The sequence below is a fragment of the Lentibacillus jeotgali genome (assembly GCF_000224785.1).
Lineage (GTDB): Bacteria > Bacillota > Bacilli > Bacillales > Amphibacillaceae > Lentibacillus > Lentibacillus jeotgali.
The window spans coordinates 19467-37816 of sequence record NZ_AGAV01000022.1 but is presented as its reverse complement, the minus strand read 5'-3'; the positions used below and the strand labels follow the sequence as shown (position 1 = coordinate 37816).

Genomic DNA, 18350 nt, shown 5'->3' with positions numbered 1-18350 from the left:
TGAAGGTAATGGTTTTAGTTTCGGATGAGAAAAATGAACAACTAGAATTAAAAAGACCGGGCACTCATCGGCCCGGTCCTTTCAAAATTTGTTATGATGAAATCCCCATTATGGCTTTTGGCTCAAGGTATTCCTCAATTCCAAAATCACCCCATTCGCGGCCGATACCGGATTGTTTGAATCCGCCAAACGGTGCGGAGAAATCGGTTGGGGCCGAATTAACCCTGATCTGACCAGCGCGGATACCTGATGCTGCTTTTTGTAATGTGTCAGGATCCTCGCCGACTACGTAACCCGCAAGTCCATAGATAGTATCGTTTGCGATTTCAATCGCTTCATCTAGCGTATCGTACGGGATTATTGTCGTTACCGGCCCGAAAATTTCCTCCTGGGCGATCGTCATATCATTGCTGACATCCGTGAATACGGTTGGCATTGCAAAATACCCTTGCTTCAATCCCTCAGGCTTACCTACACCACCGATGAGAACTTTAGCACCTTCATCCATGCCTGTTTGAATGTAGCCCTGAACACGATCCCATTGTTTTTCCGCTACAAGCGGACCAACCTTATTGTCTTGTTCGGGGTCACCAACAGTCAATTTTTCTACAGCGGCTTTGACTTCCTCTTCGAATTGCGGTTTTATCGTCTTCGGCACAAGGACGCGGGTAGCTGCCGTACAAACTTGGCCAGTATTATTCGAGATATTTGCAACAGCAATTTTCGCCGCTTTTTGAACATCGGCATCTTCCAATACAATCATCGGTGATTTGCCACCCAATTCAAGTGCAACCTTCTTAATATCTTTCGCCGCGTTCTCCATCACTTTACGTCCGGCAACACCGGAACCTGTATAGGAAACAAAATCAATGTCCGGGTGTGAACTGATAGCATTGCCAACTCCTTCACCCGTACCGTTAACGAGGTTAAATACCCCTTTGGGAAGACCTGCAGCTTCAAAAATATCCGCAAGAATCATCGCTGCGTAAGGGGTGATTTCTGCTGGTTTTAATATGACGGTGCTGCCTGCCGCGAACGCACTCGCAATCTTAGTTGACGTCTGATTAGTAGGAAAGTTCCAAGGTGTAATCAAGCCACTGACACCAATCGCTTCTTTTACGATCGTTGATTTGTCGCGTTTTTCAGTAAACGAAAAGTGCCGAAGCTCCTCGGCCGCTTGTTTAAAATGGGAATACCCCATCATATAGTGCACCTTTTCTGAGAGGTTAAGTGGCGCGCCCAACTCTTCTGTGATAACTTTTATCAAGTCATCCTTTCGTTTTTCATATTCATCTGCAATTTTTTCCAACAATTCTATCCGATACTCTTTCGATGTTTGTGAAAAAGACGGGAAAGCATCTCGTGCTGCCCTGACAGCTCTATCCAAATCCTCCTGCGTTCCCAGACTGATATGTCCCATGACTTCTTCTGTCGCAGGGTTGATAACTTCCATCGTCTCTGAACCGGTAGATTCAACCCATTCGCCATTAATATAGTGTTTGAGATAATCACGCATTTAGACATAGCTCCCTTTTAATTATTTCTATCCACTGTATACCCGTTACATTGCTTTAAAAAACAAAGCATCGGATATTGTTGGCAAACAAATTCTTAAAAACATTCCACATGGACATTGTTAGTGCGCTAACGCTCATGATATCCTTCGGGATGTTAGTATGAGATAGTATTTATTCTTCACCGCCTCTGCACCCTATTCAACTTTTGTGCCCGTTTCTTGAATAGTTTTTACTGTTAGCTGGTATTGTTTAATGACTTGGCATATTTGAAGGTGAAAACCTCCCAAGGGGGGACGAACCCACGTGAAATACCTGCTATTCACAAAAAGAAAGAGTGCAGCTCTTATGTCAGATCACACTCTTCAGCTTTAAGCATCTTTCTTAATTATTATCTTGCCTTACTTTAAAAAAATCTCCACCCTTTTGTTTTTCTTTATTGAGCTTTTGTAGCTTTGGTATATGTTTTGAACAATGAATATAGGCTTCTTCCACTTCGATAACAACCCATCGTTCAGCTTTTTTTCCTTCTTTCTCTTGAATAGTGGTTATAGTCTCATCTGGAATATCTAGTAAAGTTAATTGGTGGTTTTCCAAAATCGAAGCTTTACCATTAACATGTAATCCAATTTGATTTTCAATAAAATCTATAAACATTAACCCAATATGCGGATTTTCAACAATGTTTCCCAAGCTTGCCATCACACCATTCCCTTTGTATTCGGGATACATCAGTGTTCTTTCATTAATAACCCGTACAAAACCAAGTGCCCCTGCCCGGAAAGATGAATCACATTTTCCACGACCATCAGCGGTTGATATAAACATCATATCTTGCTGAGATATAAACCATTTCATAACACTGTTAAGGTGATCAAGCATTTGTTTATCATAAAAAGCAGCAGCTTTCTTCATTGTTCCATATTGTTCTTGTAGTAAATGCTCTCCGTGTTGCCCGGCCAATTTAGTTCAACCCTTTCATGCAGCATTTATCACCACTATTTTATCACAGTAATATCTCCTAAACATTTTCTAGGTCTTATTCAGAATTAAGTAGTCTTATTAGAGATAAGTGCCCGTTAGCTTAACAATAAACTTAATATAATTGGTAATATGATCAGTTTTATAGAAGCTGTATAAATATCTTAATAAAATACAATAGACTGGCTTCGCATGAGGGGTTGGCAGCACTGTCGCTCGTCGGTAGTCTTCGGTGGGAGACTTCCCAGGGAGGGAGGTGATTACTATCGTAGAAGAATAGTCATTTTGGATATAACAACCATAATTATTGCAATACATACAACGGAGCGTAACAGTTTTGTCATTCCCAGGTGTTGATTTGATTTGATTCGTTTATTTGATATAACACGTTATTGTTGCTTTTGCTATATTACCAAGTACTTGGAAAATTAGTAGTATAACTACGAATGAATATTTGAAAAATACTGGTTTGTTATAAGGGGCAACTGAAACAGTCGGGAACCGCAGAAACGGTTAATCCCGATTTTTTCTAAATTTCGATATCAAATTCATCCCGACACCATTCACAAAACAATAGATAGTCCTGATTTACCTGGTTTTTGTAAAACATCGACCATACTACGACTTCGGATAAGAAATGATTAAAATCATCACCTATCGCCTTTAAAATTTCTTCTTCACTCTCATAGGAAAGCGGAATTTCATCAGCGTCAGCATCCGCGCGCGCATGGATCTTTGCTGTTATTTTACCCATTACTTCTACAGTGTCGTTCATTCCTTTTGTTTCGGTCAATTCCTCTTGATCGACACTTTCGTCAAAAGGTGAGTTTTCCCTAACGTAAAAATGGTGGTCTCCAATGGTTAAATAACCCAAGAATGGATCCTCCAAATAGTGCATGGCCTTTTGTGTTGTAATCACGCGCCTGCCATGGTGAGCTTTGTCCTCGGTAAACAATTCGTCATATGAAAGGAAATGTGCAGGAACCGGCGTACGCGCTTCTTTTGCTTCCAGCACAATATCATCACGTTGCTTTCCGTCTTTTTTCCCTTCAATGAGAATATAATAACGTGAAAGACCGATTGAACCTGTGCCCGCTCCATGTTTTTTCACAACGTCTTTGATGTGGAAAAAGCCTTTTTGTTGTTCATTTTCCGCATCAATCGAAGCGATATATTCCGGCCATGCATTTTCCAAAGCTACGCGCTCTTCTTCGTTAAGTGATTCCAGCTGTTCCGAACGCACAAACTGCCGCTGCTCGCTGTCTAAGGTTGTGACCTCCTCAAGAACTTCTTCTCGTTCTTTTGTTTTTAACGATTGTAAAGCATGCTGAACCGGGCCAGCTGTATTGGCATCATTAAACATAAGTGTGCCCGGGTCCGCGTTATCTTCAGCAAAATCCTTAATTTGCTCATAATAAGTTTGTAAAAACGTGCGAATTAAACTTTTTTGTTCGTTTTCGTTGTAATTAAGTTCCTCGGCAAACAAGGCAATGCTTGCTGTCATCCGCAGCACATCGTGTAAATACGATCCCAAATAGCCTTCGTCAAAATCATCCGTATCGAAAACCATGTCACCTTTTTTGTTCATGAAGGCACTGAAATTTTCAAAATGCAGGTCTCCTTGCAGCCACGTCGGCTTGTCCGCCGGGGTGTGAAAGGAAATCGGCATGCGCAAGACATCATAGTAGAACAAATACGCGCTACCTCGGTAAAATTGAAACGGGCTGCTGGTCATCTTTTGGTACTTCTCTTTCTGATTTTCAATGCTTAAACCGAGAATCTCGCTGTCGTATTCGTTTAAAATCGTCTTAATTGCATGTTTTCGCAAATACCGCCGTGTGGATTCAATACGTTCGATCTTTGTTGGCTCCATTCTGTTCCTCCATTCATACAAAATGTTCACATCACCTATTTTACACCTTATAGCAAATTTCAGGTGATACGATGACTGTACCACGATGATGTGGGGTCTCATGAATTCCCACTTTTCTTTCTTGTTAAAGAATTATATTTTTATGCTTCTACTCTGCCCGATGCACCGTTTCTTGCACCTAGGATGGAGTATTGTTCTAATCTTTATTCCTGATTAGCACCCGATTATTGATTCTTTTAACCGCTTATCGTTTCTATTTTGTTAATATTTTCTGCAGCATAAACAATGGTGATTAGCATAAGAATTACAGGTAAAATATATAGAAATATTTACGGTATTAATAGATATGATAAAGCAATTTTAATCGAGATGTTCATCCCACCGCCCCCTTAAAAGAATTTAACCCGCAAGTCAAAAGCCTGCGGGGTGTTGCTTTCTTAAGTGAACTGCTGAATCGTTATCCTTAGCTTGTCTGCTACTGAATGGACACCTTGGTTGATTTCTGCATCTGTGAATGAAACACGTACAAAATCTTCATCCATTTCCAGTGCTTCTGAAAACAGTCCGCCCAGTCCTTTAGCACGTCGGTCAATCTGAAGGATAAGTTCAACTCTGCTTGCTTCCAATTCATCCAAATCACGGTGGAAATCGCTACCCGGCATGAACTCAAACTCTTGAACATAGCGATGACGTCTGGAGTACTCCATTTCCACTTTACGCATACGTATTCCAAGTTCATTTGTCAAAGCCTCCAATACGGTATTCATATTCCGGTGCGGCTCAACTTTGATAAAGTCTCTGTCTTTTGGGTCGATTGCGTTTGGCACGTCCATTCCAGTCTATAAATCATGCACACCTGCTAAAATGATTGCTAGTTTTGCTGATTTTTCTAATGTTAAACAAAGATAAACCCGATTTATCATTAAAAAAAGGATACTAAAATCACTTGTGATTGTATCCCTAAATTGTTATATTGTATTTTCTTTCCCCAAAAATGAACCCATTACTCAAAAGGAAGCCCCCTTTATCCCTCATGTAACGGCAGTAAACTTTCCAAACTACGGCGGTAAAGTGACCTTAAATGGAAATGTTCGATCCGGCTTAACTGACAAACAGTGGGGGAGACGCCCCACTGTTTGAAGTTCACTCGCTTGGCTGGCAATTAGCCAAAAATCTCTTCCAGCACCTTTGATTCTTCATGGTCCAGTAGGTTTTTCTGAATCAGTTCCGTAACCGGCTTGTTCATTTCGTTTTCCAGCTCGGAAGCATCATCCGGTTCACCGACGACATAAATTTTCTCCCATTCCTGCTCTTTGGCTTTCTTATCTAGTTTAGGGGCAATATTTTTATACCAGCGTTGTTTATTCGCTTCATAACGGGCGTTAAACTTATCCTGCTGCAGACTTTTGCCCCCGGATCCCATTGAGGCCTGTGCCTGGTGCGGACCGGAAAATTGACGCCATTTTTCGGTATCGATATCAAGCTCATAATATTCGCTATCCAGAATTTCATTTAAGTGTGCTTCAATCAATTTGATTATATTTTTCTGTACTAGGATGATACCTGATTTCGGATAAGTTTCAAGCAGCTCCTTCAATTGTTCGAGCTTTGGCTCCTCTTCCCAGAAAAATTCAGTTCTTACGGGCATCTGGAAGCGATCCGCAAACCAAACCTCTTCGTCTGCGGATGCAAATAAAATAATACCTTTGCGGAAATGCTGTTCATTGCCGTGAACAAACTTTTCGACCTTTTGCTTAACGAGCTGAAAGTTTTTCAGTTCTTCTTTGTTATTATCTTCCTCCAAATAGCTTTCGAAATTTCTTAAACCATTTTTTAGATGAATTTTCCACTCACCGGCCTGCTGTTCAGGGTCAGATGGGTCTGTGTTTAAATACATCGACAGAACTTTATTGTCCTGCTCTTTTTTAACGTTTTCCAGCTGTTTAATCTGTTGACGCAAACTCATTGGATATCGGCACTCCCTTAAAGATTATTTCGATTTCCTAATACGTGTTTATCCATATAGTGCGTCAGCTAAACATCTCAGGTAATCAGCTTCAGACCCACAGCCGCCGAAATAATCATGCCGATGAACAAAATACGGCGCCAGTCCGTTGACTCATTATAAAAAATCATCCCGGCGATCGCACTGCCTGCTGTACCAATTCCCGTCCATATCGCATAAGCGGTCCCCATCGGCAATTCTTCCATAGCCAGTGTCAAAAATAGAAAGCTAAACAGAAAGCCGCCAATCAGCCACGTAAACGAGAGGATGCTTTTTTGTTCATTTACTTTATTAATACCCATCACGCCAAGAATTTCGCCAACTCCGGCAATGACTAAATAAATCCAACTCATGACTCCCGCTCACCTGCCTCTTCCTCCGTAACGAGTTTCAGCCCGATGACGCCACCTAACAATAATAAAATGAGAAGAATTTTAACTAAACGAAAGGGTTCACCAAACACAACAATTTCCAGAATGACGGTTCCTGTTGCCCCCATCCCGGCAAACACGGCATACGCTGTCCCCACCGGAAGCTTTTGGGATGCAAGTATGAGTAAATGCATACTTAAATAAATGGCAATCGCTGTCAAAATCCAGGTCATGACACTGTCAGCATGTTTCAGCCCGACAACCCAGCCGATTTCAAACAATCCGGCCAAAAACAAAATATTCCAGCTCTTGTTCACTATTATCACCTCTGATTCTGACTTGTAATTAAAGCGAAAAGCCCGGGAAGATATCCAGCATTCAGATATCCTCCCGGGCTTTTATCCCGCCGTGTACACATTTCGTGCGTTTTCTCTCGGACCAGACCAGCAGCTGCTGCGGAACCCTAGAAAACTTTATATTACTCACACTATATACGAACATCTGAATTCAGTCAAGGGCGGCAAGTTTTCCTTTTACTAACATGCTACTTTTATACGTTTACCGCCGATTCCAGCAGTAAATCGACTAATTTCACCAAATATCGTGACAATTCCATGACATAACGTTACGACCTATCTTTAACATATTCATTTTAGGGTATTCTAAAGATATGAACTGTCCAATATACAAGGAGTTGTTAGTTTGGTATTTGTATGGTTTTTTCTTGCAGCCGCAGTAACAGTATATACTGCAATGAAATTATCTGAGTATGCAGACGTGATAAGTGAAAAAACAGCAATGGGCGGAATGATGGTCGGAACCATTCTGTTGGCAGGCGCCACTTCACTGCCCGAAGTTACGACAAGCTTCTCTGCAGTGTTAATTGATAATATTGATATAGCAGTCGGGAACATGCTTGGATCCAATGTTTTTAATGTATTCATTATTGCAGCGTTTGACTTGTACTATAGAAAACATAAGTTGTTTGATTTGGCAAGCAGCAACCATAAGTATACCGCATTTTTGGGGCTGCTATTGATGATCCTTGTATCTGTGGCACTTGTGCTTCGGATTGACTACACCCTTCTGGGAATCGGTGCGGATTCATTACTGATTTTGGCTGCCTATATTGTCGGATTGATCGTAATCAGTAAAACGCCATCACCCTCGGTCAGTGAAGAAAAAGCAAAAGAGACAACCGACGAAAAGAAGTCGGTCTCTGTTAAACATGCGATTATCGGTTTCATTATTGCGGCAATTTTTATTTTGGGGGCAGGGACGCTTCTCTCGGTAACAGGTGACCAGATAGCTGTTGTAACCGGATTGGGTTCCAGCTTCATCGGAAGTTTCCTGATTGCGGCGACCACCTCACTTCCGGAAGCCGTTTCTGTCTTTTCGGCACTCCGGTTAAAAAATGTCAATTTGGCTGTCGGGGCAATCCTCGGAAGCAATTCATTCAATATGATCATATTGGCGATTTCAGATGTTGTTTATCAGGGAGGATCAATTTTAGCAGACGCATCCGGCTCACACTTGGTATCAGCATTTGGGGGGTCTTTGCTTATCGTGATGGTCATTTGGGCCTTTCTGCGACAGCGCTCAACATCTCTCGCGGCATACAGCTTACCTTCCGTCATAACGGTTATCGGTTACTTTGTCGTGCAGTATCTGATCTTTAACAGATGATTGTTCGTCATAGTGATAATGAACGACATTTAATCGCAAAATATATATGACGTCTTACATTTGGTTGCCATCCTCGCCCATTTTGACAATGGTGACGGTGCCAGGGTGTTGCGATGTCTTTTGAGTCAGATTTTTGTTACGATTATAAACAACACTACTGCGCGTTATGAACGTATTGATTTTTTAAATAAAAGGAGTGCAAGTTTAATTGTTAGTTGCTATTGGAGTTCTAGTCTTGATGATTTTTTTGAATGCCTTTTTTGCTGGAGCTGAACTGGTGCTGGTCTCGTTGAATGAGAATAAGGTGAAGCGCCAGGCTGACGAGGGAGATCCAAAGTCACAAAAGCTTTATAATCTGATCTCCGAACCAAGCCGTTTTCTTTCCACCATTCAAATAGGGGTAACATTATCCGGGTTTTTAGCAAGTGCCTTTGCAGCTGACTTCTTTGCCAAACCCGTGTCAGAGGCACTGTATAACCTGGGTGTCCCGCTGTCACAGTCGGTACTTCAAACGATATCAGTTGTTATGATTACAATCATTCTCTCGTATTTCACCCTCGTATTCGGTGAGCTCGTCCCGAAGCAGATTGCACTGCAAAAAGCAGAGGCATTATCAAAATTCATTGCTTCACCTCTTACGCTGGTATTCAAAATTACACTGCCGGTCGTTAAACTTTTGTCTCTTTCGACAAATGCCGTTGTACGCTTGTTCGGTGTTGACCCTCATGCAGATAATGAAGAGGCAACTGAGGAAGAAATACGAATGATGGTAGATACCGGCGGAGACAAAGGCAATATTGAGTTGGACGAGAAGTTGATGATCAATAATGTCTTTGAATTTAATGATAAAAGGGTTTCCGACATTATCACACACCGTACGGATATATCCATGATTCCCGTTGATACCAACTTAAAGGAAACGGTTCAAAGGGTAAATCAGGAAAGATATACAAGATTTCCTGTATATGAAGGGGATATTGACAATATTATCGGTGTTTTCCATACCAAAGATCTAATTCAATTCCTTGAAGATAGGGATAAAGAGATGTTTGATCTAAGGCAGATGGTTCGAAAACCATATTTTGTCCTGGAGACACAAAATTTGAATAATTTATTCAAGGATATGCAAAAAGACAACATTCATATTGCCATTGTTCTTGATGAATATGGTGGAACAGAAGGTCTGGTAACCATTGAAGATACGATTGAGGAAATCGTAGGTGAAATACTGAGTGAAAACGAAGGTCCGGGAGCGTCCGTTGACGAATTCAGAAAGATTGACGATCATAAATATTCTATTTCAGGTACGGCTCATCTTCATGAGATTGAAGATTTACTGGAAGTAAAATTACCTACAGATGAATATGAAACGGTAAACGGATTCTTAATTGGCCACATCGGATATTTTCCGGATGAAGGGGAAGAGCCCGAATTCAGTTATAATGGCGTTCGTTTTAAAGTGAAGCAGACGACAGAAAAACGAATTGAAGAAGTTATCGTCACAAAGGAAAACCCGGAAAAAGATTCAGATGGAAGTGAATGACTCCTTTAATTAGTCATTTTTGAAAAGTTCCCGATAATTTCCCCCAAGCTTATGCAATGTGTGTATACCCGCAGATAATCAATCACAATGATTAACGCGAATCCACTTCTCTCTTATAGTGGATTCGCGTTACGTTATCTACTGTCCCAAACTGCCTTCACTGTTGATGCATATTCACAGTCCACTTAAAATGCTATCCATAACTTACCTCCTATAGATGATTTATTTGTCCAAATAATTTGATAATAGCAATAATCACAGCATTCTTTTCTTCCCAACAAATTTCCATGGATAAACTTCTTCGGTTGGACATATCTTTTATAGAGTGAAACTTCAATTAGTGGAACTTTTCCCCTAATTTTGGGACAAGTTTAATAGTGTGGTGATATGTTGCTAAAAAAAACAGCATCAGTTCTGGCCGGCAGTATCCTTATTGCAATTGGCATCAACTATTTTATTATTCCGAATCACCTGGTAGATGGCGGCGTGATAGGTCTGGGGCTTATTGCCAAATATACACTAGGCCTGAAACCGGGCTTGACTATTATCATACTGAGTCTGCCATTGTACATTTACGCCTGGTTTCATTTTCGTACGTATTTCTATAATGGTGTTCATGGTTTATTAGTTACGGCATTATTCATTGATTATTTTCGGCCTTTGATGACTTTGCATACACCGCCGATCTTAATCAGCTCCGTTACAGGAGGTTTATTGCTGGGAACTGGAATAGGTCTCATGCTGCTGACAAAAGTTAGTACCGGGGGCGTTGACCTGCTGGCATTGATGCTTTCAAAAATTGTTTCAATGAATGTCGGACTTATCATACTGGTAATTGATAGTATTGTGGTACTATTTGGTTGGTTTATTATTCAGGAGACAACCCTCATTTATTCTGGTTTAATGGTGGGGATGGTTGGACTGACAACTTTCTTCATCACCGGAACATTTTCTGAGCAGAACTAAAAATCAGCGGGGACTAAAGAAGCCCCCACTGATAAAGTGACACGTTATTACTCTTCTTTTTTCGGTACCGTTTCTTTTTTAACCATTCGGACAAACGCCACAACTATCAGCAGTAAAATAACGGTAAATGGCAGTGCAGATGTAAGCGACGCAGTCTGTAAGGCATTTAAACCGCCTGCAAACAAAAGCACCACAGCACTAGCTGTAATCAGTATACCCCAAACGATTTTCACGGTCAGTGCCGGGTTCAGACTGCCTTTGGATGTCATACTTCCCAATATATAAGTTGCTGAGTCTGCTGACGTTACCAGGAACGTGAAAATCAGGAAAATAGCCAGAAGTGATAACACGTTTGGAAGCGGTAACCCGCTGAATGATTGAAACAATGCGACAGTCATGTCAGCATTTACCGCTTCAGCAATTTTCGTTCCATTGAATAAATCACTGTAAATCGCCGTACCGCCAAATGCAGCAATCCACAAGCAAGCAATCGCCGGTGGTACAACCAGTACACCAAAAACGAACTCACGGATGGTTCTGCCTCTTGAAACCCGAGCAACGAAGGCGCCAACAAACGGTGACCATGCTGTGGACCATGCCCAATAGAATACCGTCCACTCGGTAACCCACGTCTCACCCGAATAAGGTGTCAAACGTAAGCTATAGTGCACAAAATTTGTTATATAGTCGCCTAACCCTAACACAAACGTATCCAGAATGAATACGGTCGGACCAGCCACAAAGACAAAAGCGAGTAATAACAAACATAAGCCAAGATTCAAATTGCTCAGCCATTTAATTCCTCTATTCAGACCCGTGCTTGATGAAAGCAGGTAAATTACCAGCATGACACCTGCAATAACCATTTGAATCCAAATGGAATTCGGCAGACCAAACACACTTTTTAAACCGCCATTCATTTGGGAAATTCCCAGCCCGAGTGACGTTGCAACACCCATGACTGTCGCAATGACAGCCAGGGTATCAATCGTTCCGCCTAATGCTCTGTTTCTCCCGACAACTGGTGCGATTGCTGTTGAAATCAGGCCTTTCTTATCTTTTTTAAACTGCAAAAATGCTATAATCAAACCAACAACAGCAAATACAGACCACTGGCTCACACCCCAATGAAAAAAGGCATAGCCCATTGCTACCCGAGCACCTTCTTCTGTCTGAGCTTCTATGTCGCTAAAAGGGGTTTCAAAAAAATGACTCATCGGCTCCGCCACGCCCCAGAATACCAGGCCTGCACCAAATCCTGCGGAAAAAAGCATCCCAATCCAAGTGAAGAATGGATACTCAGGACGGGAATCCTTTGGCCCAAGCCGCAGCTTTCCGTACTTTGTGATCGACAGAACCACCAGAAACAATACAAAAATGAATACTGCCATCAAGTAAAGCCAACCGAAATTAAAAGTGGTAAAATTAAACAGGGTGTTGGCTACATTATTAAATGCATCGGTATAAATTGCCCCTGCCAAAACTAACAATGTAACGATAATAGCAGATACGAAAAACACCGGGTTTTTGTATGTATGCTTCTCCATAACAATTCCTTTCTTTTCACAGGTGAAATGGAAGAGATGTTATTAATTTTAAAGTGACATATGTCTTGCATTCTCGTGATAAAACAATCACCTGTGCAATGTAAGAGTTTTCTTCCTATTCCCTTGTTTCCGTCTAAATGACGCCATTTCATAAATTTATTAAAGATGTGGTCATTATTATACATTTTTTCCCGGAATTTTTCTAATCATATCGGCTCTATTATCCGCAATTCAGTTCTTCTTTACCAATTTCAGGATTGATCAAGATGTTTATATCCCCCCTGAATGCTGGTTGAATAAAATCGTCTGCTACTTTCCTTGTCAAACTTTAAACTTGCGGCCTTACTTCCGTTAAAAAAAAGATCCGCCCGAAAAGGCAGACCTTTAAATTTTTTGTTATTGAACTCGGCGGACGTGTCCGGCAAATTTATCTTTCCAGTAACCGCTAGTCATGTCAGCAACTGCGACTCCGGTACTGCTTTGGGCACCCAGGAATTTGCCGTTTCCAAGATAAATCCCGACATGGCCATTTGTCTTATATGTGTTGAAGAATACTAGGTCTCCCGGCTGTGCACTGCTATAAGACACTTTTGATCCTACACTTTGCAGTGCTGCTGTGCTTGATGGAACGGAAACACCAGCCTGTCCAAATGCCCATGATACAAATCCGGAGCAATCAAAACCACCGGGACTTTTACCAGCTGTCACATATGGTGTTCCCATCTGTGTATAGCCTGCCTGGATTGCGGAACTATAACTACCACTTTCGGAACTTTCTGCTTTTTTGCTCAGCTGCTTCACATCGCCATCATCAGAAGAGGACGATGAAGATGATCCGGGTGACTCAGGCGATTCAAATGATCCAGATGATTCACTGGTTTTACCTGTATTAGAATCACTGCCGGAATTATCGGACTCTGAATCGGTGGAATCATTGTTTTGATTGCGGTGTTTAATCTCCTGCTCGATAGAAGCCAGACTGCTGTCTTTATTCTCCAGTTCAGATTTCATTTCTTTCAAATTCTTTTCTTTGTTTTTCAGTGCTTTCTTATCTTTTTCATTCTGGTTTTTTTGTGCAGTGATTGTCTGCTTCATGCCGTCCAATTCGACCTTCATGTCCTGAAGGCCTGACAGTTTTTCCTGCTTGGCAGCTTTTTTCTCCTGCAATTCGGCTTTATCCTTTTGCTGCTGCTTCATCAGCTTTTCGTCAGATTCGGCAATCTTGGACACTGCGGAAACACGGCTGATCATATCACCAAAACTTTTGGAACCGAAGACAACTTCCAGATAGTTGATATCCCCACCATTTTTTTGTAGTGAGACAATCCGGTCTTTCAAAATTTCTTTACGTTCTTCTATCTTTTCCTCAAGTTTGGTAACTTCTTTTTCAATTTCTGCTACTTCATCTTCAGTTTTTGCTATTTTTTGTTCCGTATCTTCCATTTTTTGTTTGTTTTTATCAAGAGCTCCATTGACGGATTTGATTTTTTCATTTAAATCTTCCAATTCTACCATAACGTCTGCAATGTTAGATTCTGCCTCTGACAGATTATTCTGAACGCTCGAACGCTCCTCCTTTACATCCTGCAATGTTTCGGCGTGCACAGAGTCACTCAAAAATGCACTCCCAAACAACACCGCACCGGCAGTGACTACTGTTCCAATTACTTTTTTCACCTTATATCCCCTGCTTCCACAACCGCAAACCTGTCTATCTATGTATCATTCAACAAAGTGTAAATTGCGGTAATATAATTTTCTATTATGTATTAATAGTTTTAGGTAATTCGTATTATATCAACAAAAAATAACATGCATGTTATGAAAAGATTACAATTGTATTTCAGACAAAGACAGACGCCATGATCGTCTATATGACAGCAATTTTAGGCACGGAATAATAAGAATATACAAAACACGCCATTACCGGAGTTTTTCGTATCTCTGTTTAGCACCAGGGGGCAGTAGATTCTGTCTATTAAAAAATCCCAGGATCCTTATTACAAATATGTTACTAAAAGGAGCTTGATAGGCTTTTAAAGTGAACAAACCCACCTTTTGTAAAAAGATGGGTTTTTCATTGATTTAATAACAGTGTTATCTGACAAATTGTTCCGCTTCTGTCGACCCCTTTAAAGCCCCAGTTGATGATGCCCCTCCTGAAATTACCTGGGCTACCTCATCAAAATAACCTGTTCCTACTTCGCGCTGATGGCGTGTGGCACTATAACCGAATGTTTCACTAGCAAATTCTGCTTGCTGCAATTCTGAATAGGCAGCCATTCCTGATTCCTTATATTTTCTGGCCAGATCAAACATGCTGTGATTCAGGGCATGGAAACCTGCCAATGTTACAAACTGAAATCTATAGCCCATTTCACCTAGTTCATGCTGGAAATTGGCAATTTCCTCATTTGACAGCTTGCGTTTCCAGTTAAATGATGGTGAACAATTATAAGCCAGCAACTTATTCGGGTATTTTTCATGAATCGCATCGGCAAATTGCTGCGCCTCCTGCAAGTTCGGTTCAGACGTTTCACACCAGATCATATCTGCATATGGCGCATATGCAAGGCCGCGGGCGATGGCCTGGTCAATGCCCGCTTTCGTACGGAAAAACCCTTCTGTCGTGCGCTCCCCTGCTATAAACGGCTTATCATATGGATCCAGGTCACTCGTGATCATATCGGCAGCATTGGCATCAGTTCGAGCGATGATGAGTGTTGATGTTCCCATAACATCAGCAGCAAGTCGTGCTGAAATCAAATTCCGTACCGCCGTTTGTGTTGGCAGTAACACTTTACCTCCAAGGTGACCGCATTTCTTTTCCGATGACAGCTGATCCTCAAAGTGAACTGCCGAGGCTCCGGATTCGATCATGGCCTTCATTAATTCAAACACGTTCAATTGGCCGCCAAATCCAGCTTCGGCATCAGCAACAATTGGGGCAAACCAGTCAACGGAATCATCTCCTTCTGCGTAATGGATTTGATCTGCGCGCTGCAACGCCTGATTGATCCGTTTAACAACATTCGGAACACTGTCGGCCGGATACAGGCTTTGGTCGGGATACATCTGACCAGCTAAATTTGCATCAGCCGCGACCTGCCAGCCACTCAAATAGATCGCTTGCAGGCCGGCCTTTACCTGCTGTACTGCCTGATTTCCCGTTAGTGCCCCCAGTGCATTCACATAGTCTTCATTATTAACGAGCTCCCATAATTTTTCTGCACCTTTTTTGGCAAGTGTATATTCAATATCAATTGATCCTCTCAGCCGATCAACATCCTCTGCTGTATACGGACGTTCAACTCCGACCCACCGTAAATTATTTTCCCATTCAATTTTGCTATTTTCGATTCGTGCGTTTTGATCCATCCGCCATGTCCCCCTTTGTATATTATAACCCCTGTCATTTGGTACTCCCGACCGCATACCTTGTTATAAAACAATATTATTTTATGATTTTGTTATATAACAGAACCTACAAAAATTCACTCTTCCCTTTTTGACAAACAGTAATCACATTCCAAGGTATAGCTGTGTTGATCGATGCGCTCGCCACATTCCGGGCATGTTGGAATTCTCATAGCTGTTTCCCCCTCCTCTCTCTTATATAACAGATTATTAATTATTTAATTGTTATAATACAGTCTATTGGTTAATGTCTGAAAATGCAACCCCTTTTTCCATATTTTTTTAATAGTTGCAATCAAGCTGGTTTATTGGAAAAATAGATATCTGAGAGAAGTTATCTGGAGATGAAATTAATGAAGTATTTTAAACTAGCAGGAAGCCGGGTCGTCAAAACAGGTGTCGCTATTTTTATCACGGCATGGATTTGTGTTCTATTGGATTGGCCGCCTGTTTTTGCAGTCATTACAGCAATTGTAACCATTGAACCCACGGTGTCTGATTCCATCAAAAAAGGACTCGTACGCTTTCCGGCTTCGGCTATTGGATCGGCATATGCAGTGCTTTTCATATCGTTATTAGGTGACTCACCGCTCACTTATGCATTGGCAGCCGTCTTCACAATTGCAACATGTTTCCGGTTAAAACTACATGCCGGGTTGCTTGTAGCTACCTTAACCTCTGTTGCAATGGTCGAAGTGATTCATACGAATGTGCTCATGTCATTTTTTATCCGGCTTGGTACCACAACAACCGGACTGCTGGTATCAACAGTGGTCAATATGTTTATGATGCCGCCTGAATATACAAACGAGATTGCTAAAAAACTGGAATCAATCGCCTATAGAACTGGTATTGCCGTCGAAAAAGTCCTTCAGGATATAGTGGATGCCCAGCATCAGGTAGTGGTTGTTGAACAAGAATTAGCTGAACAACTTGATAAAATGATTCATCAGACGGAACAGCTTATCCGATTTCAAAAGGAAGAATCTAAATATCACCCACTCGCAGGAAGTGAACGGACCCACTTTCAGCAGGAACAGGAACAGCTAGTGCGGCTGCGATTAATTCATTACCATTTAGGCAATCTTATCTATTCATCTTTTAATACGATTGAGTGGTCCGATGAAAAACGTACAGCCATCTTGAATGCTGTTACAGATGTAGCCCAGTCACTCAAGCACCCGAATGCCTACGAGCACGAAAAACACCAGAAGCAGTTCACACGATTGACTGACATATTCTGGGATGATAATCGGGCGATAGCCGAAAAGAAAGAAAAGCGGCCGGCAAACCTGCCGCCCGAGCTGACAATTTTATATGAACTTCTATCCATTTATAACCTGGTGGAAAAGTATTACAAAAAGCCACACTGATGTGGCTTTTTTCATGCAATACGATACGAAATTGTATTTAAATCAATTTATCTATTTCAGCATCTCGTTTGCAATCAATTCATACGATTTTTTTCGTGCTTCGTAACTATGTGTAATCGTGACTAGCATCCATTCATCCACATCGTATAAAGCCTGAAGGTGCTCAAGTTGCTGTTTGACCTCTTGCGGATTGCCGATCACCTGTTTATCCATCATCTTCTTCAGTCTTTCTTTTTCTTCATCCGAGTAGGTATAATTCTTTGCCTTCGTAACCGTTGGCACCTTGCCGTCACCTTCTCCTTTATCACGCAGGATTGACCACAAATGACCGCTCATGGCAAGCTCTCGGGCTTCCTCGGTTGTTTCCGAACAGATTGCTGATACCGCTGCGATTTTTTCTGGTTTCTTCTCAGGATGTTGTTCGGCAAATTTATCCGAATACGTCTTAACGATTGATGGGCCATCCTGGTCGCTCATGAAGTAGCCGAACGTATATGGCAGCCCTTTTTCAGCAGCAGTCAACGCACTCTTCTCACTCGTTCCAAGCATCCATGGCTGTGGCGAAATTTGGGGGACCGGGGTTGGTCTGATCTTGGCGTACTTTTCATCTGCAGCAAAATCATGGTGAAAAAATCGCAATAATTCATCAAGTTTTTCAGGCATTTGCCGGACATTTTCCAAAAAGTTGCCGGATAGTGCTATCGATGCTTCTGCAGAGCCGCCAGGAGCCCGTCCAATGCCCAAATCGATTCTTCCGGGGTACAAAGTTGCCAATAGGTTATAGGTTTCAGCCACCTTGTAAGGACGATAGTGCGGCAGCAGAACAGCGCCGGCACCAATCCTGATCTGCTCCGTCCTGGCGCCAATAATACCGAGCATCACATCTGGATTCGGACAGGCAAGACCGGAAAAATCATGATGCTCGGCAATCCAATACCGTGTATAGCCCAGCTCATCTCCTCTTCTTGCAAGATCAACTGACGCGTTTAATGCTTCCTTCGGCGTATTACCAGTGGAAATGGGTGACTGATCCAATATACTGAGTTTCATTCAAACAGGCCTTCTTTCAGAGAT

15 protein-coding genes and 1 riboswitch are annotated in these 18350 nt (G+C 41.7%); of the genes, 4 read left to right on the top strand and 11 right to left on the bottom strand.

Annotated features, from left to right (window positions below; translation table 11 throughout):
* Window positions 1-91 precede the first annotated feature (91 nt).
* The 7 genes from ON01_RS16870 to ON01_RS16840 form a co-directional block, all read right to left on the bottom strand.
* Window positions 92-1516: an aldehyde dehydrogenase family protein gene (locus ON01_RS16870; RefSeq protein WP_010532194.1), complete on the bottom strand. Its 1425-nt coding sequence runs from the start codon at window positions 1514-1516 to the stop codon at window positions 92-94.
* 382 nt (window positions 1517-1898) lie between these two features.
* Window positions 1899-2477: a pyridoxamine 5'-phosphate oxidase family protein gene (locus ON01_RS16865; protein ID WP_010532193.1), complete on the bottom strand. Its 579-nt coding sequence runs from the start codon at window positions 2475-2477 to the stop codon at window positions 1899-1901.
* A gap of 547 nt (window positions 2478-3024) precedes the next feature.
* A complete protein-coding gene (locus ON01_RS16860) occupies window positions 3025-4368 on the bottom strand; it encodes a DUF2252 domain-containing protein (protein WP_010532192.1) in 1344 nt (447 codons plus the stop codon).
* Between the two features lie 437 nt (window positions 4369-4805).
* A complete protein-coding gene (locus ON01_RS16855; protein ID WP_010532191.1) occupies window positions 4806-5201 on the bottom strand; it encodes a sporulation protein in 396 nt (131 codons plus the stop codon).
* 329 nt (window positions 5202-5530) lie between these two features.
* On the bottom strand, window positions 5531-6334 hold the full coding sequence (locus tag ON01_RS16850; RefSeq protein ID WP_010532190.1) for a VLRF1 family aeRF1-type release factor: 804 nt from the start codon (window positions 6332-6334) through the stop codon (window positions 5531-5533).
* Window positions 6335-6411: 77 nt separating this feature from the next.
* Window positions 6412-6726 (bottom strand): DMT family transporter, encoded by a 315-nt coding sequence (locus ON01_RS16845; RefSeq protein ID WP_010532189.1) that lies wholly within the window; start codon window positions 6724-6726, stop codon window positions 6412-6414.
* The gene (locus ON01_RS16840; RefSeq protein ID WP_010532188.1) at window positions 6723-7061 is read right to left on the bottom strand and encodes a DMT family transporter; all 339 of its coding nucleotides are present in this window, start codon (window positions 7059-7061) and stop codon (window positions 6723-6725) included. Before ON01_RS16840 ends, ON01_RS16845 begins: the two co-directional genes overlap by 4 nt.
* A gap of 68 nt (window positions 7062-7129) precedes the next feature.
* A riboswitch (guanidine-I (ykkC/yxkD leader) is annotated at window positions 7130-7222 on the bottom strand.
* A 224-nt stretch (window positions 7223-7446) separates the two neighbouring features.
* Here ON01_RS16840 and ON01_RS16835 point away from each other — a divergent pair.
* The 3 genes from ON01_RS16835 to ON01_RS16825 all read left to right on the top strand — a co-directional run bounded on the left by ON01_RS16835 (window position 7447) and on the right by ON01_RS16825 (window position 10939).
* Window positions 7447-8430 carry a sodium:calcium antiporter gene (locus ON01_RS16835; RefSeq protein WP_010532187.1) on the top strand — a complete coding sequence of 328 codons (984 nt, stop codon included), beginning with the start codon at window positions 7447-7449 and terminating at the stop codon, window positions 8428-8430.
* A 238-nt stretch (window positions 8431-8668) separates the two neighbouring features.
* On the top strand, window positions 8669-9973 hold the full coding sequence (locus ON01_RS16830; RefSeq protein WP_010532186.1) for a hemolysin family protein: 1305 nt from the start codon (window positions 8669-8671) through the stop codon (window positions 9971-9973).
* Window positions 9974-10360: 387 nt separating this feature from the next.
* On the top strand, window positions 10361-10939 hold the full coding sequence (locus tag ON01_RS16825) for a YitT family protein (protein WP_010532185.1): 579 nt from the start codon (window positions 10361-10363) through the stop codon (window positions 10937-10939).
* Window positions 10940-10986: 47 nt separating this feature from the next.
* Here ON01_RS16825 and ON01_RS16820 read toward each other — a convergent pair whose 3' ends face one another.
* The 3 genes from ON01_RS16820 to aceA all read right to left on the bottom strand — a co-directional run bounded on the left by ON01_RS16820 (window position 10987) and on the right by aceA (window position 15864).
* Window positions 10987-12486: a BCCT family transporter gene (locus tag ON01_RS16820; RefSeq protein WP_010532184.1), complete on the bottom strand. Its 1500-nt coding sequence runs from the start codon at window positions 12484-12486 to the stop codon at window positions 10987-10989.
* A gap of 396 nt (window positions 12487-12882) precedes the next feature.
* The gene (locus tag ON01_RS16815; protein WP_010532183.1) at window positions 12883-14163 is read right to left on the bottom strand and encodes a C40 family peptidase; all 1281 of its coding nucleotides are present in this window, start codon (window positions 14161-14163) and stop codon (window positions 12883-12885) included.
* Window positions 14164-14583: 420 nt separating this feature from the next.
* On the bottom strand, window positions 14584-15864 hold the full coding sequence (gene aceA, locus ON01_RS16810; RefSeq protein ID WP_010532182.1) for an isocitrate lyase: 1281 nt from the start codon (window positions 15862-15864) through the stop codon (window positions 14584-14586).
* A gap of 392 nt (window positions 15865-16256) precedes the next feature.
* Between aceA and ON01_RS16805 the strand changes: the two genes are divergently transcribed.
* Window positions 16257-17276 carry an aromatic acid exporter family protein gene (locus ON01_RS16805; protein ID WP_010532181.1) on the top strand — a complete coding sequence of 340 codons (1020 nt, stop codon included), beginning with the start codon at window positions 16257-16259 and terminating at the stop codon, window positions 17274-17276.
* Between the two features lie 51 nt (window positions 17277-17327).
* On the opposite strand, the gene ON01_RS16800 is transcribed toward ON01_RS16805, so the two are convergent.
* Complete coding sequence (locus ON01_RS16800; RefSeq protein ID WP_010532180.1) at window positions 17328-18326, bottom strand: LLM class flavin-dependent oxidoreductase; 999 nt, start codon at window positions 18324-18326, stop codon at window positions 17328-17330.
* Between the last annotated feature and the right edge of the window lie 24 nt (window positions 18327-18350).